This window comes from Curtobacterium sp. AC268, assembly GCF_979258745.1.
On the sequence record NZ_OZ409878.1, the window covers coordinates 2770650 to 2792265 of the forward strand.

Genomic DNA, 21616 nt, shown 5'->3' on the forward strand with positions numbered 1-21616 from the left:
CATTTCCGACCTGAGTGACGTCACATCACCGCCGGCAGGTGCCAGGATGGACGGGATGGGTGGCGTGTTGACCGGCTTCGCGATCATCGGCGCGATCATCGCCGGTGGGTACGTCGTCGGACGCATCGGTCTGCTGGGCCCGCACGCGCAGTTCGTGATGAGTCGGCTCGCGTTCTTCGTCCTGATGCCGTGCCTGCTGTTCCACACCATCGCGACCGCCGACATCGCGTCGCTGCTGTCGTCGATGCTCTGGGTCTCGCTGCTGAGTGCCGCCGTGGTCGCCCTCGGTGCCGCCGCCGTGTTCCGCCTCGTGCTGCGCCGTCCCGTCACCACGACCACCGTCGGCGCCTTGGCTTCCAGCTACGTCAACGCGAACAACATCGGACTGCCGGTGGCCGTGTACGTGCTCGGCCAGGCGACCGCGGTCGTGCCCGTGATCCTGCTGCAGCTCGTCGTGATGGCCCCGATCGCGCTGACGATCCTGGACGCTTCGACCGCGGGAGCCGGCGGCTGGGGACGACGGATCGCGGGGCCGTTCCGGAACCCGATCATCATCGCCTCGCTCGTCGGGCTCGTGTGCTCGGCGACGGGGGTGACGCTGCCCGACCCGGTGCTCGAGCCGTTCTCGCTCATCGGTGCGGCCGCGGTGCCCGTCGTGCTGCTGTCGTTCGGGATGAGCCTGCACGGTGCGACCCCGCTGCGGGACCCGGCGATCCGCACCGACGTCATCGTCGCGTCGTCGATCAAGCTCGTGGTGATGCCGGCCGTGGCGTTCGTGTTCGCCCGTTTCGTGTTCGGGCTCGGCGACCAGGAGGTCTTCGTGCTCACCACCCTGGGCGCCCTGCCGGCGGCGCAGAACGTCTTCAACTACGCGCAGCGGTACGGGGCAGCGGTCCCGGTGGCGCGCGACGTCGTGCTGATCTCGACGCTCGGCTCGGTGCCCGTGCTCGTCGCGATCGCCGCCCTGCTGCACCCGTAGCGCGCTGTGGTCGCGCGACGCGGCGACGGGAGGCCCGTGGCGGGGCCGCACCGGGCCTCCCGTCCGGCCGTGGTGGCGACCACCGCGGATGGTGAGCAGCGGAGGTCGGGTCGCGTCCGCCGACCCGACCCGTTCTGCTCACGAAGCGCGGACGGCACGCGCGTACCCTGGCGGGCACGCGGGGCGGACCGCTCCGCGACCGATGACCACGACGAGGAGACCGGCGATGGACACGATGGCGATGATGAAGAACATGTCGATGACGGACATGCCCATGGAGATGGACATGGACATGATGCAGGACACGATGATGGCGATGAACGCCGCGTCGATGGCGGCGACGATGTGCTCCGCGGCCGACATGCGGATGGGCGGCGAGATGGCCACCTGCGCCGCGATGTGCTCGAACACCGCGATGCTCGCCGACACCGGCATGCGGATGATGATGCGTCCGATGGGGATGGACACCGCCGCGATGCAGGCGATGCTCATGGCCGTCGTCGCGATGGGCACCGCGTGTGCCGCCGAGTGCCGCCAGCACCAGGACATGGACGAGTCGTGCCGGTACTGCGCCATGGCCTGCGACGAGATGGTGTCGAAGTGCCAGGCGATGCTCGACTCGATGGCGGCCTGAACCGCTCCGCCGGCGCTACGCGACGCGTGCGGTGGTCTGTCGACCGCCGGCGCTGAGGATCTCTGCGACCGGGTGGTGGGCGACCGGCTCGCCGACCGACAGGACGCCGTCGGCGTCCGCCACCCGCAGCTGCGTGATGCTCCCGTCGAGGAACAGCACCACGGCGTCGGCTGCGCGGGTCTCGACGACGATGCCGTCGCGCCACGCACCGGGGGCCGCGGTCGCCATGAGGCGCTGGATGGGAAGGATCGTCGTGCGGGACATGGCTTCACCTGCTCTCGAAGGGGTTCGGTGCAGGAAACCTACGTCGGTGTGACGGACGGCTCAATCACGGCGGACGCCGGGCGTAACAGAGCCGGACGGGCGCCGGGCCGGGCCGGGCTGGGCCGGGCCGGGCCGGGCCGGGCCGGGCCGGGCCGGTGACCCGACTCCGATCAGAAGATCATCGGGCGGTCGTCGTCGAGCGACGTGTCCAGGTCGAGGTCGACCACCACGGGCACGTGGTCGCTCGGGGCGTCGCCCTTGCGCTCGTTCCGGTGGATCGAGGCGTCGGTGACGACGTCCGCGAAGGCCTGCGAGCCGAGGACGAAGTCGATGCGCATGCCCTCGTTGCGCGGGAACCGCAGCTGCTTGTAGTCCCAGTAGGTGTAGCCGTCGGGCACGATCGGGCGGACGACGTCCTGCAGGCCCCGCGCCTCGAACTCGCGGAACGCGGCCCGCTCGGGGTCGCTGACGTGGGTCGACCCCTCGAAGACCCGCATGTCCCAGACGTCCTGGTCGAGCGGTGCGACGTTCCAGTCGCCCATCAGCGCGAGCGGGGTCTCCGGCGACGCCTGGATCCACTCCGAAGTGCGGTCGGCCAGCTGAGCGAGCCAGTCGAGCTTGTACGTGTAGTGCGGGTCGCCGAGCTCGCGGCCGTTCGGCACGTAGAGGCTCCAGAGCCGCACACCGTCGACCGTGACGCCGATCGCGCGGGCCTCGACCGGCAGGTCCGGCCCCTCGTGGCCCTTCAGGAACCCGGGCTGGCCGGGGAAGTCCCGGGTGACGTCCTCCATCGGCAGCCGGCTGGCGAACGCGACGCCGTTCCACTGGTTCAGGCCGTGCGCCTCGACGTGGTACCCAGCGGCCTCGAACTGCTCGACCGGGAACTGCTCCGGCTTGCACTTGATCTCCTGCATGCCGAGGACATCGACGTCCTCACGCACCAGCCAGTCGACGATCCGACCCACTCGGGTGCGGACGGAGTTCACGTTCCAGGTCGCGACGCGCATGGAACAAGAACCTACCGGTGCCGACTGACGACGAGGTCGGCAGGTGCGCCGCCTGTGCGGTGTACGGCACGATGGTGTTCGCTGGAGGCCAGCAATCGATCGCACGGAGGCAGCAATGGCATCGACGACGAACCGCGTCGACGGGACCACGACCGGGGCCACGCTCGGCACCGGGGCCGGGAGCACCCAGCCCGCCGGCACCACCACGACGCAGGTCACCGCCAAGGGCAGGACCATCATCGACGACACGGTCGTCGCGAAGGTCGCGGGCATCGCCGCCCGCGACGTCCCCGGTGTCTTCGCGCTCGGCGGCAACGCCTCGCGGGCGTTCGGCGCCATCCGCGACGCCATCGGCTCGAGCGCGCTCGGTCAGGGCGTCCGTGTCGAGGTCGGCGAGACCCAGGTGGCCGTCGACCTGACCATCGTCGTCGACTACCCGACGCCGATGATGGAGGTCGCCTCCGCGGTGCGCGCCGCCGTGACGAACGCCGTCACCGAACTCGTCGGCCTCGAGGTCACCGAGGTCAACATCGCCATCAACGACGTGAACATCCCGGCGCTCAACGGCGTCGCGGACGAGCTCGACACCCGGGACGGTCGAGTCCGGTGAACGCCACCGTCGTCGGGATGGGCACCGGCGCCCTGCTCGCGATCGTCGCCGTGACGCTCGGGTTCTGGGCGTTCGTCGTCGTCGCCGTCTGCATGGCGGTCGGCGCTCTGGTCGCCCGCATCGTCACGGGCGACGTCGACTTCCGCCGCTTGCTCGACGTGCTGCGCGGACGCCGGAGCTCGTCGTGAGCGACGCCGCCGTCGCCACGACCGGCGACAGCGGCGTCCGGCTCCGCGGCTCCGACCGCATCGGCACGTCGGCGCTGGTGCACACCGCCCAGGCGGTCGCCGCCGAAGCACTGCGCGTGGCCTTCCGGGAGGTCCGTGCCCGGGTCGCCGACGACGGTCGCGGCGCTCTGGCGGTCGAGATCACCGCCCCGCTCGCCCTGCCGGTGCTGGGCTCGCACGCACTCCCCGACGAACCGGTCGTCGCCACGGCGCACCGGGCTCGCGGCACGATCGCCGAGCGCTTCCGGACCATCACCGGCCGACAGGTCGCCCGCGTGACCGTGACCTTCGCCTCGTCGGTCGTGGACACTCCGCGGAGGGTCCGGTGACCGCCGCCGGGCGCACTGATCCGGTCGTCCCCGCCGGCCCCGCGCACGACGACCACCGCGCCACCTACCGTCGCCTGCTGCGCCGCGAGACCCACGTCTCCCGCTCCGCCGCAGTCGTCGTCGCGATGCTCATCGCCCTGGTGCTCGCCGCCGCCGCGGTCTTCGCCGGTGCGCTCGTCCTGCTCGACCAGAACGTCCTGGGTGTCGACCCCCGTGCCGTGGTCGACGCCGCGCTCGCGGCCCCGGACGGCCTCGAGACCACCGTCGTGATCGGCATCGGCGCCATCGTGGCCCTGATCGGGCTCGTCCTGCTGCTGCAGGGGGTCCTGCCCCAGCGCCGTCCACGGCACGTGATGTCGTCCGACCGGCTCGCAGTCGTCGTCGACGACGAGGTCCTGGCCTCCGCCGCGGCCCGCGCCGCCCGTTCCGCGACCCGTCTGGGCGCCGACGCCGCCGTGGGCACCGTCGGCCGCCGCACGGTCGACGTCGTGCTCCGGCCCGCAGCCGGGGTGGACGTCCCCGCGGTGGCCGCGACCGAGGCCGTCGAGCGGGAGTTCGCCGCGATCGACGCGCAGCCGGCCCTCGCCGCGCGCGTCCGGGTGCAGCCGACGGGGCGGGTGGACGGATGAACGCCACGAACCGCGCGCTCGGCCGCGCGGCATTGGTCCTGCTCGGGCTCGTCCTGCTCGTCGCCGGGGTCGCCGCGATCCTGGTGCAGACCGCGCAGGGGCTGCCCCTCGTCGCATCGTGGTGGCGCACGGTCGGCGATGCCCTCGCCGGACTCGGCACCGGTGCATCGCGTGACGACTCGGTGTTCGCGTGGACCTGCGTGCTCGGCGGTGGCGTCGTGCTCGGCGTGCTCGCCCTCGTCGTGCTGACGACCCTCGGCGGTGGCCGCGAGGACACCGTCGTGGACAGCGACGGTTCGGCCGACGGCGTCGCCGGCTCGGTGCGCATCGAGTCCACCGCCGTGCAGCACGCGCTCTCCTCGGCCATCGGCGACATGCCGCAGGTCGGGTCGCTCGCCGTCGACGTCTACCGGGTCCGCGGAGGCCGCGCGATCCGGGTGCGGGTCCGTCCGCGCCGGGGGGCCGCGCCGCGCGAGATCACCGAACGGGTCGAGGCCGTCGTCGCCGACCTGGACGCCCTGCTCGGCGAACGCCTGCCCGTGCTGCTCGAGATCGCCCGCGGTGGGTCGGGGTCCTCCCGCCCGGACCGCGTGCACTGACCATCACCGTGGTGCGCTCGATCGGTGGACTGCCCCGGCCGGGCGAGACGGTCCCGGTGCCGCGCATCGTCACCGAGGTCGCGCGAGGGCGTGAGTTCGCGCTCGTCTGGCACAACCAGATCGGCGGGACGACGTTCCGCATCGGACCGGATGCGCAGGCCGAGGAGTTCGTGAAGGTCCTGCCGCACGCCTACGGTTCGTGGATCAGCGGTGAGGCGGAACGGCTCACGTGGGCGTCCCGGTACGCCCGGGTGCCGGAGGTGCTCGGCCACGGCACCGACGACGACGGCGTCTGGCTGCACACCCGCGCTGTGCCCGGGTGGAGCGCCGTCGACCCGCGCTGGCACGACGAACCCCGGACCGCGGTGGTCGCGGTGGGCGAGGGGCTGCGCGCGCTGCACGACACGTTGCCCGTCGACGACTGTCCGTTCACGTGGGCGACCGCGGACCGGCTCGATCGCGCGCGTTCGGCGGTCGTCGACGTCGACGCCGACGCCGGCCGCGGCCCGGGCGGTCTCGGTTCGGAGCCGCCTGCCGACCGCATCGTCGTCTGTCACGGTGACCCGTGCACGCCGAACACGTTGATCGGTGCAGATCGGCGGTGGAGCGGGCACGTCGACCTGGATGCGATGGGCGTCGCGGACCGCTGGGCCGACATCGCGGTGGCGACGATGGCGCTCGGCTGGAACTACGGACCCGGGTGGGAGCCGCTGTTCCACCGGGCGTACGGGCTGCCGGACGACCAGGAGCGGACGGCCTGGTACCGGGCGCTGTGGAACACCGACGTGGACGACGTGGGACCTGCGGCGGGCTGAAGCGGAGCCGTCGTGGTGCTCGATCCGATCAGATTTTCGGCTGGTTGATGATGGGGTCGTCCCATTGGGGGAAGTCCGGGTACACGCCGGGAAGGGACCCATCAGGGAACTTCACGGTCGAGCGTCCGTAGATGGCCGTCGAGAGCGCGTTGGCGTCGTTGGTCCAGAAGGGTTCGCTGTAGACCTCGAGCGTGTACCGGCCGTTCGTCTGCGCCGAGTAGATGATCTGCCAGCCGTCGCCGGTGGTGGCCCAGACCTCGTGGTCGCCGGTGACCGTGCGTTGCTCGATGTCCCAGCCCTGCTCGGTGAAGTAGTCGATCATCGGTTGGAGGTCCCGCTGTTGGCCGGTGGTGCCAGGCGGGGACCAGAGCCGCCCGCTCCGCATGTCGTAGCTGTTCTTCGTGTCCGAACCCGGTAACGGGGCAACGCCGTCGCCGCCGATCTGTGGGATGTCGTCGCCACTGTCCCATTCCCATTCGCCGTCGTGGACCTGGAGTTGTGCGTCCCGCAGGAGTTGCTGCATGTGTTCGTAGTGGTCGCGGTAGGCGTCGAACTCTTGGTGCAGGGACATCTCGGCGACCTCGTGCTGGGTGAGGCCGGCTGCGTCGGTGGGCATCTGGGTTCCTCCTGCCGCGCATCCCGAAAGCAGCCCCAGCGTCAGGGCAGCAGTCGTGATGGCACGGAGCATCGGGTCAGATTTTCGGCTGGTTGATGATGGGGTCGTCCCATTGGGGGAAGTCCGGGTAGATGCCGGGGAGAGACCGATCAGGAAGTCGGCCTGGGAGCGTCCTGCCACCGCTCGCCGGAGCTTGTGTGCGTCGTTGGTCCAGAAGGGTTCGCTGTAGACCTCGAGCGTGTACCGGCCGTTCGTCTGCGCCGAGTAGATGATCTGCCAGCCGTCGCCGGTGGTGGCCCAGACCTCGTGGTCGCCGGTGACCGTGCGTTGCTCGATGTCCCAGCCCTGCTCGGTGAAGTAGTCGATCATCGGTTGGAGGTCCCGCTGTTGGCCGGTGGTGCCAGGCGGGGACCAGAGCCGCCCGCTCCGCATGTCGTAGCTGTTCTTCGTGTCCGAACCCGGTAACGGGGCAACGCCGTCGCCGCCGATCTGTGGGATGTCGTCGCCACTGTCCCATTCCCATTCGCCGTCGTGGACCTGGATTTGCGCGTCCCGCAGGAGCTGCTGCATGTGTTCGTAGCGGTCGCGATAGGCGTCGAACTCTTGGTGCAGGGACATCTCGGCGACCTCGTGCTGGGTGAGGCCGGCTGCGTCGGTGGGCATCTGGGTTCCTCCTGCCGCGCATCCCGAAAGCAGCCCCAGCGTCAGGGCAGCAGTCGTGATGGTACGGAGTATCGGTCGCATGGTCTTCATCATGGCTTCCCCGTCGCGATGATCCTCGCGATGGTCTGTTGTGCGGTGGCATCGCGGGACAGGTATCCGACGCCGCTGTCCGGGAACATGTCGTGCCCGGTGACGGCCCTGCCGCCTGCAGAATCCTCAGCGCCGAACGTGTCGACGTCTGGAAGGTCGCGTGGATCGGTGCGTCCGATCCGGCCGAGGATCGCTGTGTGGTCAGCGGACCCCTCGGTCGCGTACACATGGTCCACGTTGAGGTGCTCGGGAGTCGTGGTGTCGGTGAACCCGACGGAGCCGTACGTGACGAGCGAGTCGACCCGGTACCGAGTCTGCGCGAGCGCTTCGGCCGCGGTGGTGGACCCGTAGGAGTGCCCGAGGACGGTCAGCGACCGCGGCGCGCTGCCCCGGCTGTCGTGGATGCCGTCGAGGAACGAGGCGAGGTTCGCCCCGCCAGCGGTCGCACGCGCCTGGCTGGGGACCTCGACGGCACCCGGTGCGCGGTACCCGATCCAGGACACGATCGCGAAGGAATCTTCGCCGGTTCCCTTTCTGCCCGCGGCGGTCAGGAGGCTGTTGGCGGCCCGGACCTTTTCGTCCATGCTCTCGACGCCAGTTGTCGCGCCGGGGACGTTGACCGTCACGTTCGACGCGGTGTCCAGGTCGCCGAGGACGACTGCGGCGACGAGCGCGCCGTCCGACACGCCGAAACCCACGAGCTGCGCCATGGCCTTCGACGGGCTCTGGATTCTGCGCGCGAGGTCGTCGGCGTCACGGAGGCCGTCTCGAAGCGCCACCACCTGCTTCCGGAACTCGTCGAGGGTGACCGCGCCGTAGGTGTACGGCAGCCCCATCAGCCGGTACAGCCGCTCCGGGTCCCGTACCGCGGCCGAGAGGACGGCCCTGGACGCGATGTCGCGCTGCGCTGCCGGAACCCCGTCGAGTCCTGCGAACTGCAGCTGCGTGGCCAGGGGCAACGCCCGGACGTCGGCGTCGGCGAAGCCGAGCGCGGCCCAGGCCGCTGCGACCTCAGCCGGGGTCAGGGACGGATCGAGCAGCCGCTGCAGCCCGAGTGGAAGTTTGGAGGTGCCGGCGACGTCGAGCGCAGCGTTCGCGAGGGAACCGCCGCCAGCGGCCCTGAACGCGCTCGCGATCCGATCGATCCACGACGCGTCGTCGGCGTTCTCGGCAAGGTAGTCGGCGAAACCACCTGGCAACGACGCCCCGTCGACCGGGACCCAGCTGCAACGGTTGCGGAACACGGCCCACGCGTTGCGCACCCGCACGAGATCCTGCTCCGTCGAGGAGTCCTGCACCCGGGCCACGGCAGCGAACTTCCGCAGCCGAGCGGGATCTGCCCCGCTCCGTCCTCCGGACCGGCCACCGGTGCGCTGCCGGGAGCGCGCGCTGAACACCGCGGACACCGGAAAAGGTCGCTGTGGCCTGCCCGATGGTTCGGGGTCGAACACCGAGCTGCTCCAGTCGAGCACGGGTTGCAGCGGGAGCCCGCCACCGGCGCGCACCAGGTCACGGTCGGCTTCGCGCTGCCGCCACGCGGCGACGTCCGCCAACCGCTCGCGTTCGGTGTCCGCCTGCCGCTCGCGTTCGGTGTCCGCCTGCCGCTGCGCGGTCCGAACCTGTTCGACCAGGGAATCGAGCGCCGTCGCCAACCGGGTTCGGTCTTGCGACTCCGTCACCCGAGCCGCCTCGAACAGCCGCGCGTACGCACCGTCGAAGTCGTGCAGTGCGGCCTCGGCGCTGTTCCGCCGTGGTTGGGCGCTGGCACGCAGCGAAAGCGCCACCTCGGCTGCGCAGTCGGCCAACCGCGACGCGGCTGCGTCGTCGAACTGGATCCCCATCGTCCCCCACCATCCGAACTGGCTGATGGGAGAAACGTAGCATTTCAGCGGTGCAGCATGAAATGACAGTGAGGTGCTTGTGGGAAACAACAAACCGCCGCCCACTGCGAGAGGACGGCGGTCTGGTGAACGAGCTGGCTAGAAGGCGACCCCGCGCGCACCCATGAAGGGCACCGGGTCGGTGGTGGCACCGTTGATGTGCACCTCGACGTGGCTGTGGCAGCCGGTCGACGCCCCGGTGGAGCCGACGAGCGCGATGAGCTGTCCCGCGGAGACCTGCTGCCCGGTGGCGACCCGGAAGCCGCCGTCGACGATGTGGCCGTACGCAGTCTGGACGCCGCCGCCGTGGTTGATGCGGACGTAGTTGCCGTAGCCGCCGTACCAGCCGACGTAGTCGACGGTGCCGGCCGAGGCCGCGACGATGGGCGTGTAGCAGCCGCTCGCCAGGTCGGTGCCCTCGTGCATGGTGACGACGCCGGTGATCGGGTGCACGCGGTACCCGTACGGGCTGATGACGTAGCCGCTGGCCGGGCGGACCCAGCCGGTCCCGGAGCCCGCGCCGACGGAACCGCCGCCGCCCGAGCCGCTGCTCCCGGTCGAGCCGCCACCCGACGACGAGCCCCCGCCGGAGTTCGCGGCTGCCGCTGCTGCCGCCGCCGCTGCGGCCGCGCGCTGTGCCGCTTCGCGCGCGGCCTTCTCCTCCGCCGCCTTGCGGACGCGCTCACCCTTGGCGAACTCGGCTTCGGTCCGGACGCGGCCCGATGTCAGGGTTGCGAGCTGGGCGTCGAGTCGGGCCTTGTTCGACTGCTGCTCGTCGTAGGCGGCCTGCACGGCGTCGGATGCCGCCTGGGCTTCCTGCATGCGGTCTTCGGCCTCGGCAGCGAGGTCACCCAGCGCTTCGGCGGCGCGGTCGGCCTGCGCCTCGAGCGACCTGGCGACGGCGGCGTCGGCACTCGCGGCGGCCTGGACACGCTCGGCCTGCTCGGAGAGCTTGCTCAGCGCACCGAGGTTGTACAGCAGATCACTGGCGTCTTCGCCCTGGGTGATCACCGAGGTGGTGACGTCGGCGCCCCCGGAGCGGGACATCTGCGCGGCGAACTGCCCGGCCTGCGCGGCGCTCTGGTCGGCGACCTTCGCGTGCTCCTTCGCGTCGGCGCGGAGCTGCTGTTCCTTCTCGGCCGCGGTCTGGGCCTTGCGCTGCGCCTTGTAGAACACGTCACCGAGCTTCTTGGCCTTGGCCTCGGCCGCGTCGACCTTGGCGTCGAGCTCGCTGATGATGCCCCGGATCTCGGTGATCTGCCCCTGCTTCGCGGATTCCTTGCCGCGGGCGGACTTCACTTCGTCCCACGTGGGGTAGGTCACCGCCTGAGCGGCCGGAGCATCGGCGATGACCGTGCCGACGAGGCCCGCGAGCGCCAGACCGGTGACGGCGAGGCGCAGGCGCACGGGGACACGGTGGGCGCGGGGGCTGGTGGGGCGAGACATCGAGCACGAGCCTATACATCCGTACAGCGAGCATCGGACGGCAACGCGCCGCTGTGGACAACTTCAGCAGTGCATCAGAAGCCGCGGTCGCGTCGGATGACGTCGGCGCTCCCGACGACGTCGCGCCGCAGGATGGCCTGCCCCGCGGTGCCGGCGTAGTCGTAGACGTCGAACCCGGTGCAGTGGGTGATCGTCGCCGGGGTCCCGAGGGAGTCCTCGACCGCGGTCGTCCAGAGGTCGTGCGACCCGACCACCACGAAGCTCGGGTCGGCGTCGCGGTAGGCCCCGAGGTCGACGAGCCAGGGGTACGTCTCGAAGGTGTCCCGGACCTGCAGCAGCCCGACGTTGCTCGACGTGTAGGTGGCGAGGGGGCGGACGGTCCAGAACTGCCCGACGCCGGTGACCTGGCGTCCGTCGGCCCAGCGGTCCAGGCACGCCGCCGCCGGGTACCGCGCGGTCGCCACGGCGTGGGCGGTACCCGGGGCCACGGCGATCCCGGTCGCGAGCACGGCGGCCATCGCGACCGCCACCCCGGCCCGGACCCCACGGTGCGGGCGGTGCACGCGGGTGCGGCGGACCGCGGTGCGGGTGAGCTCGGCCACGGCGACGAGCGCGAGCAGCGGTGCCGTCACGATCGGCTGCAGGTACCGCGGGGTCTCGGACCCGGCGACGACGACCCCGACGGACACGGCGACGACGGTCACCAGGGGCAGCAGGGTCGCGACCAGCACGGTGCGTGCGGTGCGGACCCGCCAGGCCCAGACCGTGCCCCCGACGGTGACGAGCACCCCGGCGAACAGCAGCAGGAGCCCGAGGTCGCCCGGTGCCGTGCCCGCCCGGTCGTCGGTCAGCGCCGCGAAGAACCGCAGGGTCTCCCCGGCCCGGGACGGCTGCACGTACGTCGCCGGGTCGAGGGAGACGAACGGCCGGAGCGGGATCCGCACCAGGTACCCGATGACCGATCCGACCGTGACGGCACCGGCGAGCAGCGCGGCCGGATGCCACGGCACCCGCCGCGCCAGCACGAGGAGCCCGAGGGTCACGACCACCGGGGCCGCTGACCACGGCACGAACAGCGGGTTCGACGCGGTCGTGCACGCGGCGACGAGTCCGAGCACCACGAGCAGGGGCACCGACGCCCGGCCGAGGCGCACCGCCCGCAGCACGAGCACCGCGGTGCCGAGCATCGCCAGCACGGCACCGTAGTAGTAGGTCGTGGTGAGCAGCAGGGACGCCAGCTCGAGCGACGTGGCCGTCGCCGACGACTCGGTCAGCACCAGCAGCGTGACCAGACCGAGCGCCCCGGCCGACACCGCGATCCGGGCGGGGCGTCCGGCGGACGGCATCAGCTCGTTCGCGGCCGCCCGCACCAGGGCGTAGACGGCGAGGAGCACGAGCACGCCGTTCACCGCCAGGGCCTGCTGCGGCGTGGCGGTCACCAGCGAGCAGAACAGGTACACGGGCAGCTCGGGGAAGAAGAACAGCGCGGGCGACATGGCCCACTCGAACGGCTGGCCGGCCTGCAGCGAGCGTTGGACGAGCGGCAGCAGCACCGAGTCGCCGTCGTACCAGAGCAACGCGACCCGCTCCGTCGCGATGACGTGGCGCAGGGCGATGACGGCCAGGGCCAGCGCGACCAGGCCGCCCAGGGCCTCCCGTCCGATCGTGACGGCGACCTCGCCGGGCCGCCGGTCGCCGGACGGAGCCGGCTCCACGGCGGGGCGGCGCGGTGCTCGGGACATGCCCCGGAGCGTACCGAGGCCGCCTCGGTGCCGGCACCCCGCGGCCCACAGGCTGGGGGAGCGCGTTGCAGGCCCGACCGACTACCCTTGTGCGCTGTGACCGACGCGCGCGAACAGTTGATCCAGTACATCTCCTCCGAAGCGGTGTTCCACGGCGACTTCACCCTGACCAGCGGGAAGAAGGCGACGTACTACATCGACCTGCGGAAGGTCAGCCTGGACCACCGCGTCGCGCCGCTGATCGGGCAGGTCATGACCGAGCTCGTCCAGCAGGTGCCGGACGTGTCCGCCGTCGGTGGCCTCACCATGGGTGCCGACCCCATCGCCAGCGCCGTCCTGCACCAGGCCGCCGCCCAGGGGCTGACCTACGACGCCTTCGTCGTCCGCAAGGAGCCGAAGGACCACGGCCGCGGCAAGCAGGTCGAGGGGCCGGACCTCAGGGGCAAGCGCGTCGTCGTGCTCGAGGACACCTCCACCACCGGCGGCTCGCCGCTCAAGGCGGCCGAGGCGCTCGAGCGCGAGGGCGCGATCGTCGCCGCCGTCGCGGTCGTCGTCGACCGGGACACCGGTGCCAAGGAGACGATCGAGGCGGCCGGCTACCCGTACTTCGCGGCCATCGGGTTGGCTGATCTGGGGCTGACCGCGTGACCGAGGAGCGTCCGGACGACGCACGCGAACCCGACGGCACCGCCGGCCCGGCAGACGGGGACGACGGCCTGGAGGCTCGGCGTGCGTCCGGCTCGGACGCTCCGTTCCACGGTCTCCGCAGTGCTGCGGACATCTTCGGCGCTCCGCGCGGCGAGGAGGACTGGCCGTCGCGACGGGAGCGCCGCGAGGCCGAGCGCACCGCCCGCGAGACGGGCGCGCCGCTGCCGGAGCCCTTCGTGGCCGAGGGCGAGGCGGAGGCTGCTGAGCCTGCTGCTGCTCCTGCCGCGCCTGAGCCGGCGCTCGACGACGGCGCGACCCAGGCCATCTCGATGCCGCCCGAGTTGCTCGCACCCTCCGAGAACCCCGACGCCGTCGTCGAGCACGAACGCTCCACACTGCACGACCGGATCCCCGCCGCCGCCGACGCCCCGCCGGACTCCACCGCACCGCACCCGTCGTCGATCGTGCTGCCGACGGCGCAGACCCACCGCGACGAACGTGCCGCTGCGTCGAAGGCCATCGAGGACGAGCGTCGCCGCGTCGACCCGTTCGGTGAGGGCCGCGCCGACGTCGACTGGCTCGGCCGCGCGACCGGGAACCACCCGGAGCCCGTGTCGCCCGCTGCTCCCGCTGCACCGCAGCCCCTCGGCGTCGAGAACGTGCTGCCCCCGACCGAGGAACCACCGACCTTCACCGACCTGCTGCGCATCACCAGCACCGGGCCGGTCCCCACGCAGACCGGCGCGCACGACCGGCCGTTCGACTGGGCGATCGGTGACGACGAGCCCGGCGAGGTCCCGGCGACGCTGACCACCGACTCGTTCGACACCACGGCGCTGTCCGCCGGGTCCTGGTCGCTCGCCGACGAGTTCGACGACGAGGACGAGGTCGTCGCCGGCGAGGTCGACACTCCGGCCTCCGGGCTGCCGCAGGCACCGCGGACCTACCCGGTGCCGCCGGCGGTCCCCGTGCCGCCGGTGGTGCCCCCGGCGGTCCCGGCCACGCCCGTGTCGGACACGGCTGCGCCGGCTGCCGTGCCGGATGCCGCTGGTGCTCCGTCGGAGGTGACCGAGGCCGTGGACGGACCCCGTCGGCCCGCCGGAGACGACGTGCCGGACGCGACCGAGGGCCTCCATGCCGATGCCCCGACCACCGCGATGCCGGCGGCCGGCACGCCCTGGTGGTCCGAGCCCGACGCGACCGTGCCGCCGACCGCCGCACCGCCGCTCGTCGAACCCACCGGTGGACAGGAGTACCCGGCGCACCTGCCGCCGTCGGTGGGGCAGGACCTCGACGCCGTTCTGGGGCTGCGGGGGAACGACACCGGTCCGCAGCCGGAGTCCCTGCCCGCCGCCGCGCCGGACGACCTGGACCAGTCCGAGTGGGACGGCCGCGAGACCAGCGACACGAGCGCCATCAAGGACCTGTTCGGCACCGAGGCGGTCGGGCAGCTCGGTGGCACCGGCTACGACCCCGAGGACACCGGGACGCGGATGATGCCTGCGGCTGCCGTGCCTGCGGCGGCCGTGCCTGCTGCTGCCGCTCCTGCTGCTGCCCCGCCACCCGCTGCTGGCGGACGGCCCGCCGGCGGTCCGGACCGGCCGTCCGGCGAACGCGACAACTTCATCAACGAGGGCTTCGCGCGGCTGCGGAACGAGGGCAAGCGCGGCAAGCAGCTGCTGATCTACGGGTCGATCGCGCTGATCCTCGTGCTCATCGTGCTGGTGTTCCTGCTGTCGAAGTGGATCCTCGGCAACAACATCGCCGACCAGGCCGTGCCGACGAAGTCGCCGGCGGCCGCTTCGGCACCGGCGACACCGAGCGCTGCGCCGTCGGCCTCGCAGTCGAGCGAGGCCGCCGCGCCCGCCGCCACGCTGCAGTTCGCCACGACGCCGGCGGGGCCCGGCGAGCACCCGTGGACCGACCTGGCCGGCGGGGAGTGCCTGTCGCCGTTCACGAACGCGTGGTCGCAGACATTCACGGTGGTGGACTGCGCGACGCCGCACATCGGGCAGCTGACCGCACGACTCGCGGTCCAGGGCGACACCTACCCGGGTGCCGAGGCCCTCGCGACCCAGGCGGCCGACCAGTGCCAGTCCGACGCGGCGCTGAACGCCTCGGCCGCCGCTGCCGTGGGCGACGTGCAGGTGCAGGGTTCCTACGCGCCGGACCAGGCGACGTGGGACCAGGGTGACCGGTTCATCTCGTGCTTCGTGACGCGCTCGTCGGGGCAGCCGCTCACCGGGTCGTTGGCGCCGGGGGCGTAGGCGCGGGCCGATCGTCGGGGCGGGCGGTGGGGTCGGGCGGCGGGGTCCGACGCGGGGGCCGACGGCGGGGTCCGACGCGGAACGACGATGTCGACGTCGTACGACAGCGACATCGTCGTTCCGCGTCCGTGTCCGCCTGCGCCCGCCCGCGACCGCCGGCGTCGCTCGACAGCGCGTGGGTGTCAGGCGCTCGCGGGCACCTTCGCCGACACGTCGGACAGCGTCTGCAGCTCGTCGACGCTGAGCTCGAGCTCCGCCGAGGCCAGCAGCGCCGGCAGCTGCTCGGTGTTCCGGGCGCTCGCGATCGGCGCGACGACGTCGGGCTGCGCCTGCAACCAGGCGAGTGCGACGGTGGCGATCTCGGAGCCGTGCGCGTCGGCGATCGAGGACAGCGCGCCCACGACGGCGAGCCCCTCGTCGGTGAAGTACCCGGACACCTGGCCCTCGCGGTCCTTGCCGGCGAAGTCGTCCTTGGAGCGGTACTTGCCGGTCAGGAACCCCGCGGCGAGCGAGAAGTACGGCACGACGCCGAGTCCGTGCTCGTGCGCGAGCGGCGCGATCTCCGCCTCGTACGGCTGGCGGGTGACCAGGTTGTAGTGCGGCTGGATGGCGACGGGCTGGGCGAGGTCGTTCTCCGTCGCGATGCGGATCCACTCCGCGGCGCGGTCCTTCGAGTAGTTCGAGATCGCGGTGTAGCGGACCAGGCCGTCCTGCACGAGCTGGTCGAAGGCGCGGACGGTCTCCTCGAGCGGGGTCGACTGGTCGTCGAAGTGCGCGTAGTACAGGTCGATCCGGTCGGTGCCGAGGCGCTCGAGGCTGGCGCGGGCAGCGGCGGCGACGGTGCCCGCGGCGAGGCCCTGGAACTCCGGGTGCTGCGAGCCCTTCGTCGCGATGACGACGTCGTCCCGCTTGCCCGAGGCGCGGAGCCACGAACCGATGACCCGCTCGGACTCACCACCCGAGTTGCCCGGCGCCCAGGCCGAGTAGACGTCCGCGGTGTCGATGAAGTCGCCACCGGCCGCGGTGTAGGCGTCGAGGACCTGGTGCGAGGTCGACTCGTCCGCCGTCCAGCCGAAGACGTTGCCGCCGAGGGCGAGGGGGAACACGTGCAGGTCACTGGTACCGATGCGGGGCATGCGGAGGTCCTTTCGTGGTCGTGGGTGCGGTGGGAGCGGACCGCACGTCTCCCGACGCTATGCCCCGATGCTTGACACGGCCCCGGCGCGAGGGGCTTCGATGGAGGGATGACCACGCTCACCGACGCCCTCGCCGACCCGCGATCCTCCGCCCGGCTGCAGGCCGTGATGGCCGCGGGGACCACCCCGGACCCCGCGGACCTCGAGGTGCTCGTCGCGCAGTGCGCCGTCGAGCCGGACTTCTTCGTCCGCGACATGCTGACGTGGGCACTCACCCGGCACCCCGCCGACGACGTCGTGGCCCGCGTGCTGCCCGAGCTCGAGCGCCCCGAGCCGCAGGCCCGCAGTCAGGCGCTCCACACCCTGTCGAAGATCGGTGACCCGGACGCGTGGCCCGCGGTACGGCCGCTGCTCGGGGACCACGACGACGAGGTGCTCCGCGCGGCCTGGCGGACGGCCGTCGCACTGGTGCCGGACGACGAGCGGGCGTCGCTCGCGCGGACCCTCGCGGTGCAGCTCGGCGTCGGCGACCGCGAGCGTCGGCTCAGCCTGTCGCGTGCCCTGGTGGGGCTCGGCGAGGACACCGTCGGACCCGTCCTCGCCTCGGCCGCGGAGCGGGGGACCGACGCCGTCCGGGAGCACGTGCGCGAAACCGGACGACTGCTGCACGACCCGGACGCCGCATCTGCGCTCGCCCTCGAACGCGCCCGGCGTGAGGTCGCCCTCGGCCGGACGCGCTCCGTCAAGGGGTAGGGCCGACGGGCGCGCCCGGCCGGGAGCGCCGGGTGGTCACGAAGCGTCGCCGTCACGGTCGTGGGGCGGTCGTGGGGCGGCTGCGGGGTGGGCGCGTCGCGCGGTCACGACACCCCGTGGGTGGGGGCCCAAGTGGTCGCGAACCGTCGGCTGCGGGGCTCCCGGGCGACAGTTCGTGACCAGTCGGCGGAGGTGAGCGGGGTTTCGTGACCGCTGGGGCGCCGGACGGGAGGCGCGTGGCGGCGTGGCACCGGGCCTCCCGTCCGACGCCACGCGTGTTCGCGGGCCGCGGTGCGGTCACGACACCCCGTGCGCTGGGCGCCGAGTGGGCGCGAACCGTCGCCTGCGGGGCTCCCGGGCGACAGAGCGTGACCGCTCAGCGGACCTGAGCGGGGTGTCTCGACCGGCCGACCAACGCACGCCGGCCAGCGCGTGCGTGACGGCCAGCAACTCGCAGCGCGGTCAGTCGCCGTCGGGCGCGAGCCAGATGGACGACGCCGCCGCGGCCGGCAGGTCGACGAGGGACTCCGAGCCGTCGGTCGCCCGCCGCGACACCGCGATGACGCCGGCGTAGTCCCGCACCCGCTCGACCCGCAGGTGCGTGCCCAGCCCCACCCCGAGCTCGTCGAAGTACCGCAGCAGCGAGGGGTCGTCGTCCGAGACGCGGTCGACGGTGCCGCACGCTCCCGGCTCGATCGCGCCGAGCAGCGTGCCGGGGGAGTCCGGCACGATGCCGTCCGCACCGGGGATCGGGTCGCCGTGGGGGTCGTGCGTCGGGTGGCCGAGGTCGGCGTCGACCCGGTCGAGGAACCGCTCCGACACGGCGTGCTCCAGGGCCTCGGCCTCGGTGTGCACCTCGTCCCACGAGTAACCGAGCCGCTCCACCAGGAACGTCTCGATCAGCCGGTGCCGCCGGACCATGGCCACCGCGACCTGCTGCCCGAGCGGGGTGAGCACGACGCCGTAGTACGGGGTGTGCTCGATCAGGCCGTCGCGGTCGAGCTTCTTGAGGTTGCCCGACACCGTCGACGCCGACACCTTCAGGGACGCCGCGATGTCCCGCGTCGCCAAACCGGGCCCGCCGCGCTCGCTGGCCTTCCAGATGAGCTTGACGTAGTCCTCTGCCATGGTGGACAGGGAGGGCAGGCGCATACCGCCAATCGTACGTCCCGCCTGGTACAACCAGCAGATGACCACCACCGCCCCCGTCCGAGCCCCTCGCCGTCGCTGGCCGGTGCCGCCGTCGCTGCTGCTCGGGCTCGCGCCGATCGTGGTGTTCGCGGCGGTCAGCGCGTGGCGGTCACGGCCGAGCGACGACTACGCGACCCTCGGGCAGACGGTCGACAGCGTCGTGCACGCCCTCGTCATCCCCGAGGGCATCGCCGTCGCGGCACTCGCCCTGTTCGTCACGGCGCTCGGCTGGTGGCGGATCGCCACGGTCGACCCGGTCCGGACGCGACTGCGGTGGACGATGGTCGCGCCGATCCTCGTGCTGGTGGTGTGCGTCGTCCGGCTGCCCCTGATCGACTGGACGGCGCTGCCCGCGCACTACTTCCTGCTGCTCGCCGTCGGGGTGCTGTTCGTCGGGGTCTTCGAGGAGCTGATGGCCCGCGGCACCCTGCTCGTGGGGCTGCGGCGGCGCCTGCCGGAGATGGGGGTGTGGGCCCTGTCGTGCGCGCTGTTCGGGCTGCTGCACCTGCTCAACGCGCTCGCCGGTGCCGGCATCGGGCCGACGCTGGTCCAGGTCGTGTTCGCGGCGTCGTTCGGGTCGACGCTGTACGTCGCGCGTCGGCTGACCGGGTCGCTGCTCGCCCCGGTGCTGCTGCATGCCTTCTGGGACTTCGGGTCGATCGGGTTCACGGCGACCACCGACCCGGGCGACTTCGGGAAGCTGACCCTGCTCGGTCTGATCGGGCTGTTCTCGTTCGGGGTGCTCGCCTTCGGCATCGTGGCCGGCGGGGTCATCGCCTGGTACGACGACCGGCCCCGTCGGCTCGCGAAGCGGTGGCGGACGGTGCCGCCGATGGCGGCGGTCGTGGTGTCGGGAGGCGAGCCGCGCCTCCCGGCCGACGTGGTCTGAGGGAACGGATCCGACGCACGGCGCGATGACGGACGCGGCGACGACGGACGCTGCACCGACGGGCGCTGCACCGACGGGCGCTGGGCGGCAGCGCGTGGACGCGACGGTGCCCCGGAGCACAGGACGCTCCGGGGCACCGTTCGGTTCCGTGTCGGTCGGCCCGACGCTGCGTGTCAGCCGGCCCGACGGCGGAGCTGTCGACGACGGACGACGACCAGTGCGATGCCGGCCATCAGGAACACGATCGCGGCGACCGTGACCCCGGTGAGCTGCACGCCGGTGAAGGCCAGGCGCTTCGCGGACGGATCGGTCGCGGACGGGTCGGCGGCAACGGTCTGCCCCGCGCCCGCGCCCGCGCCCGCGCCCGCGCCTCCAGCCGAGGTGCTCGAGGCCGGCGCCGCCCCGCCGCTTGTGCCGCTGCCGGTACCCGTACCGGTGCCCGCCCCGCCCCCGGATCCCGCGCTGGAGCCCGTCCCACTGCCGGTCCCCGCGTGCGGCTTCGTCGTGGGCTTGGGGGTCGGCTTCGGAGTGACGGCCGTCGACACGATCCGCGAGACCGCACCCGTCGTCGTGTTCAGCAGCACCTCGCGGTGCTGCGGGTGCGTGAAGTCGAACATGCCCCGGAGGGATCCCGCCCGAGCGTCGAACGACTGGTCACCGATCCGCCCGGTCGACCAGTTGTCCTCGATGAACTTCGTGGTCGAGGTCTGCTCGATGGCGGTGTGGTCGACGTGGTTCTGCTTGGCGAACGGCGAGATGACCAGGTACGGCAGCCGCTGCGAGGGGCCGCACCGGTCGAGGTACCCGCCAGCGACACCCATCTTGGTCGCAGCCGAGGTGCAGACCGTGGTGTCGTTCGAGGAGTCCGTCGAGCCGTTCAGGATGGTGGGCGCGACGTGGTCGTACCAGCCGTCCGAGTCGTCGTAGTTGATGATGATGGCCGTGCTCGACCACTCCGGCGACTGCTCGATCTCGTTGATCTTCGACGTCAGGAACCTCTGCTCGTCGAGCGGGTCGGAGTAGGCGGCGTGCCCGTCCTGGGCTTCGGGGGCCTTGAGGAACGACACGGCGGGCATCCGGTGTTCGGCGAGGGCCGTGTCGAACGAGGACAGGTCGTACTGGTGGTTCGCCCGGTCGGTGGAGCCGATCATGCGGTCGCTCGTCGGCGCGAGGTGGTGCGGGTTCGACGTCGATGCGTAGTACGCGAACGGGTTGTGGTGCGGCGAGTAGTCGTTACTGACCGACCCGCCCACGTTCGTCGTGGTGGCGTCGCACTTGGCGAGGGTGCCGGTGCCCGCGTACGCCGTCGTCGGGGTGAAGCCGCCCTGGAACCAGCCCCAGGTGACGCCCTTCGCGTTGAGCAGGTCGCCGATGTTCTTGCCCGACATCTTCACCAGGTTCGACGTCGACGTGCGGTCCTTGTCGGAGCAGTCGTCGTAGGCGGGGTCCGGGTCGGCCGTGACGGTGCCCTGGCCCGCGGCGTCCTTCGCGACGACGGCGGTCGAGGTCGGCACCGTGGCGCCGGTGACCGAGTCCACGCCCGTGCCGCCGTGGGTGTTGCCGCTGATCAGGTTGAGCGCTCCGGGGGTGGAGGGGCCGAAGCCGGTGTCCCAGGCGTTGTCGCTCATCGCGTAGTTCTGGGCGTAGTTCCACAGCCCGGTGGTCGTGTTGCCGTCGTAGTAGTCCATCGTCAGGCCCGGCGATCCGTACAGGCCCGTGCAGGTGTCCACCGAGGTGCTCTCGACGAACTTGTCCATGGCGCCACCGGCGACGGCCTTCTGCTCGGGAAGGTAGTTGTGGTTCTGGTCACAGGTGAGCGCCTGAGCGGGCGTCAACCGTGACGGTGCGTAGGCGTTCGGGTTCTTCGTGAGGGTGCCGGAGGACGCGAGCGTGTTCACCGTCGGCGTGCCACGCACCGCGGTGAAACGGGTGCCGTCGGTGTTCGCGGCCTTCGGGTAGGTGCCGAAGTAGTGGTCGAACGACACGTTCTCGTCGTACATCACGACGACGTGCTTGACGGGGGTGGTGGTCCGCAGGGAGTTGTCCGCGGCTGACGCAGACTGCGGGATGGCGATGGCCGTCCCCGCGACGGCCGCCAGGGCCATGATGGCGAGCGCGCCCTGTTGGATGCGTCGTTCGGAAGGTCGGAACACGAGGAACCTCTCACTGGTCGGGACGGCGGGGATGGGGAAGCAGTGGGGC

22 protein-coding genes are annotated in these 21616 nt (G+C 72.1%); 12 read left to right on the forward strand and 10 right to left on the reverse strand.

Annotated features, from left to right (window positions below; translation table 11 throughout):
- Positions 1-55 precede the first annotated feature (55 nt).
- Positions 56-979, forward strand: a complete 924-nt coding sequence (locus ACZZ9K_RS13200; RefSeq protein ID WP_463444270.1) for an AEC family transporter — start codon at positions 56-58, stop codon at positions 977-979.
- Positions 980-1117: 138 nt separating this feature from the next.
- Here ACZZ9K_RS13200 and ACZZ9K_RS13205 read toward each other — a convergent pair whose 3' ends face one another.
- Positions 1118-1267 carry a hypothetical protein gene (locus ACZZ9K_RS13205; protein WP_209080553.1) on the reverse strand — a complete coding sequence of 50 codons (150 nt, stop codon included), beginning with the start codon at positions 1265-1267 and terminating at the stop codon, positions 1118-1120.
- On the opposite strand from ACZZ9K_RS13205, the gene ACZZ9K_RS13210 reads away from it, so the two are divergent.
- On the forward strand, positions 1266-1613 hold the full coding sequence (locus ACZZ9K_RS13210) for an aldehyde dehydrogenase (protein ID WP_232536581.1): 348 nt from the start codon (positions 1266-1268) through the stop codon (positions 1611-1613). The genes ACZZ9K_RS13205 and ACZZ9K_RS13210 overlap by 2 nt on opposite strands.
- Before the next feature lie 15 nt (positions 1614-1628).
- On the opposite strand, the gene ACZZ9K_RS13215 is transcribed toward ACZZ9K_RS13210, so the two are convergent.
- Together ACZZ9K_RS13215 and ACZZ9K_RS13220 are read right to left on the reverse strand one after the other, a co-directional pair.
- Positions 1629-1877, reverse strand: a complete 249-nt coding sequence (locus ACZZ9K_RS13215) for a hypothetical protein (protein WP_027464862.1) — start codon at positions 1875-1877, stop codon at positions 1629-1631.
- Between the two features lie 170 nt (positions 1878-2047).
- Complete coding sequence (locus ACZZ9K_RS13220) at positions 2048-2884, reverse strand: exodeoxyribonuclease III (protein WP_071246469.1); 837 nt, start codon at positions 2882-2884, stop codon at positions 2048-2050.
- A gap of 115 nt (positions 2885-2999) precedes the next feature.
- On the opposite strand from ACZZ9K_RS13220, the gene ACZZ9K_RS13225 reads away from it, so the two are divergent.
- From ACZZ9K_RS13225 to ACZZ9K_RS13250, 6 genes are read left to right on the forward strand one after another with little or no spacing between them, the layout of a single operon-like run.
- Complete coding sequence (locus ACZZ9K_RS13225) at positions 3000-3494, forward strand: Asp23/Gls24 family envelope stress response protein (RefSeq protein ID WP_110858766.1); 495 nt, start codon at positions 3000-3002, stop codon at positions 3492-3494.
- Positions 3491-3682: a DUF2273 domain-containing protein gene (locus ACZZ9K_RS13230; RefSeq protein ID WP_027464859.1), complete on the forward strand. Its 192-nt coding sequence runs from the start codon at positions 3491-3493 to the stop codon at positions 3680-3682. The genes ACZZ9K_RS13225 and ACZZ9K_RS13230 overlap by 4 nt, the downstream gene beginning before the upstream one ends.
- A complete protein-coding gene (locus ACZZ9K_RS13235; protein ID WP_110858768.1) occupies positions 3679-4050 on the forward strand; it encodes a hypothetical protein in 372 nt (123 codons plus the stop codon). The genes ACZZ9K_RS13230 and ACZZ9K_RS13235 overlap by 4 nt, the downstream gene beginning before the upstream one ends.
- Entirely contained in the window at positions 4047-4679 is a 633-nt protein-coding gene (locus ACZZ9K_RS13240; protein WP_138802512.1) for a hypothetical protein, read from the forward strand. Before ACZZ9K_RS13235 ends, ACZZ9K_RS13240 begins: the two co-directional genes overlap by 4 nt.
- The gene (locus tag ACZZ9K_RS13245) at positions 4676-5278 is read left to right on the forward strand and encodes a hypothetical protein (RefSeq protein ID WP_463444271.1); all 603 of its coding nucleotides are present in this window, start codon (positions 4676-4678) and stop codon (positions 5276-5278) included. The genes ACZZ9K_RS13240 and ACZZ9K_RS13245 overlap by 4 nt, the downstream gene beginning before the upstream one ends.
- A gap of 11 nt (positions 5279-5289) precedes the next feature.
- The gene (locus ACZZ9K_RS13250) at positions 5290-6093 is read left to right on the forward strand and encodes a phosphotransferase (RefSeq protein WP_463444272.1); all 804 of its coding nucleotides are present in this window, start codon (positions 5290-5292) and stop codon (positions 6091-6093) included.
- A gap of 28 nt (positions 6094-6121) precedes the next feature.
- Here ACZZ9K_RS13250 and ACZZ9K_RS13255 read toward each other — a convergent pair whose 3' ends face one another.
- From ACZZ9K_RS13255 to ACZZ9K_RS13270, 4 genes are all read right to left on the reverse strand, one after another.
- Positions 6122-7372 (reverse strand): hypothetical protein, encoded by a 1251-nt coding sequence (locus ACZZ9K_RS13255; RefSeq protein WP_463444273.1) that lies wholly within the window; start codon positions 7370-7372, stop codon positions 6122-6124.
- Positions 7373-7461: 89 nt separating this feature from the next.
- Positions 7462-9303, reverse strand: a complete 1842-nt coding sequence (locus ACZZ9K_RS13260) for an alpha/beta hydrolase (protein ID WP_463444274.1) — start codon at positions 9301-9303, stop codon at positions 7462-7464.
- A 138-nt stretch (positions 9304-9441) separates the two neighbouring features.
- Positions 9442-10788, reverse strand: a complete 1347-nt coding sequence (locus tag ACZZ9K_RS13265; RefSeq protein ID WP_463444275.1) for a peptidoglycan DD-metalloendopeptidase family protein — start codon at positions 10786-10788, stop codon at positions 9442-9444.
- Positions 10789-10862: 74 nt separating this feature from the next.
- On the reverse strand, positions 10863-12530 hold the full coding sequence (locus tag ACZZ9K_RS13270) for a hypothetical protein (RefSeq protein ID WP_463444276.1): 1668 nt from the start codon (positions 12528-12530) through the stop codon (positions 10863-10865).
- Positions 12531-12626: 96 nt separating this feature from the next.
- On the opposite strand from ACZZ9K_RS13270, the gene pyrE reads away from it, so the two are divergent.
- Positions 12627-13178 carry an orotate phosphoribosyltransferase gene (pyrE, locus tag ACZZ9K_RS13275; protein ID WP_214528847.1) on the forward strand — a complete coding sequence of 184 codons (552 nt, stop codon included), beginning with the start codon at positions 12627-12629 and terminating at the stop codon, positions 13176-13178.
- Positions 13175-15445, forward strand: a complete 2271-nt coding sequence (locus ACZZ9K_RS13280) for a septum formation family protein (RefSeq protein WP_463444277.1) — start codon at positions 13175-13177, stop codon at positions 15443-15445. Before pyrE ends, ACZZ9K_RS13280 begins: the two co-directional genes overlap by 4 nt.
- Before the next feature lie 182 nt (positions 15446-15627).
- Here the strand turns inward: ACZZ9K_RS13280 and ACZZ9K_RS13285 are convergent, their stop codons facing one another.
- Entirely contained in the window at positions 15628-16581 is a 954-nt protein-coding gene (locus tag ACZZ9K_RS13285; protein WP_463444278.1) for an aldo/keto reductase, read from the reverse strand.
- Between the two features lie 108 nt (positions 16582-16689).
- Here ACZZ9K_RS13285 and ACZZ9K_RS13290 point away from each other — a divergent pair, with 108 nt between their 5' ends.
- Positions 16690-17334 carry a HEAT repeat domain-containing protein gene (locus tag ACZZ9K_RS13290; protein WP_463444279.1) on the forward strand — a complete coding sequence of 215 codons (645 nt, stop codon included), beginning with the start codon at positions 16690-16692 and terminating at the stop codon, positions 17332-17334.
- A 462-nt stretch (positions 17335-17796) separates the two neighbouring features.
- On the opposite strand, the gene ACZZ9K_RS13295 is transcribed toward ACZZ9K_RS13290, so the two are convergent.
- Positions 17797-18486 carry a metal-dependent transcriptional regulator gene (locus ACZZ9K_RS13295; protein ID WP_071246445.1) on the reverse strand — a complete coding sequence of 230 codons (690 nt, stop codon included), beginning with the start codon at positions 18484-18486 and terminating at the stop codon, positions 17797-17799.
- 37 nt (positions 18487-18523) lie between these two features.
- Here ACZZ9K_RS13295 and ACZZ9K_RS13300 point away from each other — a divergent pair, with 37 nt between their 5' ends.
- Complete coding sequence (locus ACZZ9K_RS13300; protein WP_463444280.1) at positions 18524-19414, forward strand: lysostaphin resistance A-like protein; 891 nt, start codon at positions 18524-18526, stop codon at positions 19412-19414.
- Positions 19415-19587: 173 nt separating this feature from the next.
- Here ACZZ9K_RS13300 and ACZZ9K_RS13305 read toward each other — a convergent pair whose 3' ends face one another.
- A complete protein-coding gene (locus tag ACZZ9K_RS13305; protein ID WP_463444281.1) occupies positions 19588-21567 on the reverse strand; it encodes a phospholipase C in 1980 nt (659 codons plus the stop codon).
- Positions 21568-21616 lie beyond the last annotated feature (49 nt).

Bases quoted from the DNA above. Each gene is read 5' to 3' on its own strand.
- ACZZ9K_RS13200 (WP_463444270.1), top strand. From the start codon at position 56: ATGGGTGGCGTGTTGACCGGCTTCGCGATCATCGGCGCGATCATCGCC.
- ACZZ9K_RS13210 (WP_232536581.1), top strand. From the start codon at position 1,266: ATGGACATGATGCAGGACACGATGATGGCGATGAACGCCGCGTCGATG.
- ACZZ9K_RS13205 (WP_209080553.1), bottom strand. From the start codon at position 1,267: ATGTCCATCTCCATGGGCATGTCCGTCATCGACATGTTCTTCATCATC.
- ACZZ9K_RS13215 (WP_027464862.1), bottom strand. From the start codon at position 1,877: ATGTCCCGCACGACGATCCTTCCCATCCAGCGCCTCATGGCGACCGCG.
- ACZZ9K_RS13220 (WP_071246469.1), bottom strand. From the start codon at position 2,884: ATGCGCGTCGCGACCTGGAACGTGAACTCCGTCCGCACCCGAGTGGGT.
- ACZZ9K_RS13225 (WP_110858766.1), top strand. From the start codon at position 3,000: ATGGCATCGACGACGAACCGCGTCGACGGGACCACGACCGGGGCCACG.
- ACZZ9K_RS13245 (WP_463444271.1), top strand. From the start codon at position 4,676: ATGAACGCCACGAACCGCGCGCTCGGCCGCGCGGCATTGGTCCTGCTC.
- ACZZ9K_RS13255 (WP_463444273.1), bottom strand. From the start codon at position 7,372: ATGCCCACCGACGCAGCCGGCCTCACCCAGCACGAGGTCGCCGAGATG.
- ACZZ9K_RS13260 (WP_463444274.1), bottom strand. From the start codon at position 9,303: ATGGGGATCCAGTTCGACGACGCAGCCGCGTCGCGGTTGGCCGACTGC.
- ACZZ9K_RS13265 (WP_463444275.1), bottom strand. From the start codon at position 10,788: ATGTCTCGCCCCACCAGCCCCCGCGCCCACCGTGTCCCCGTGCGCCTG.
- ACZZ9K_RS13270 (WP_463444276.1), bottom strand. From the start codon at position 12,530: ATGTCCCGAGCACCGCGCCGCCCCGCCGTGGAGCCGGCTCCGTCCGGC.
- ACZZ9K_RS13285 (WP_463444278.1), bottom strand. From the start codon at position 16,581: ATGCCCCGCATCGGTACCAGTGACCTGCACGTGTTCCCCCTCGCCCTC.
- ACZZ9K_RS13290 (WP_463444279.1), top strand. From the start codon at position 16,690: ATGACCACGCTCACCGACGCCCTCGCCGACCCGCGATCCTCCGCCCGG.
- ACZZ9K_RS13295 (WP_071246445.1), bottom strand. From the start codon at position 18,486: ATGCGCCTGCCCTCCCTGTCCACCATGGCAGAGGACTACGTCAAGCTC.
- ACZZ9K_RS13300 (WP_463444280.1), top strand. From the start codon at position 18,524: ATGACCACCACCGCCCCCGTCCGAGCCCCTCGCCGTCGCTGGCCGGTG.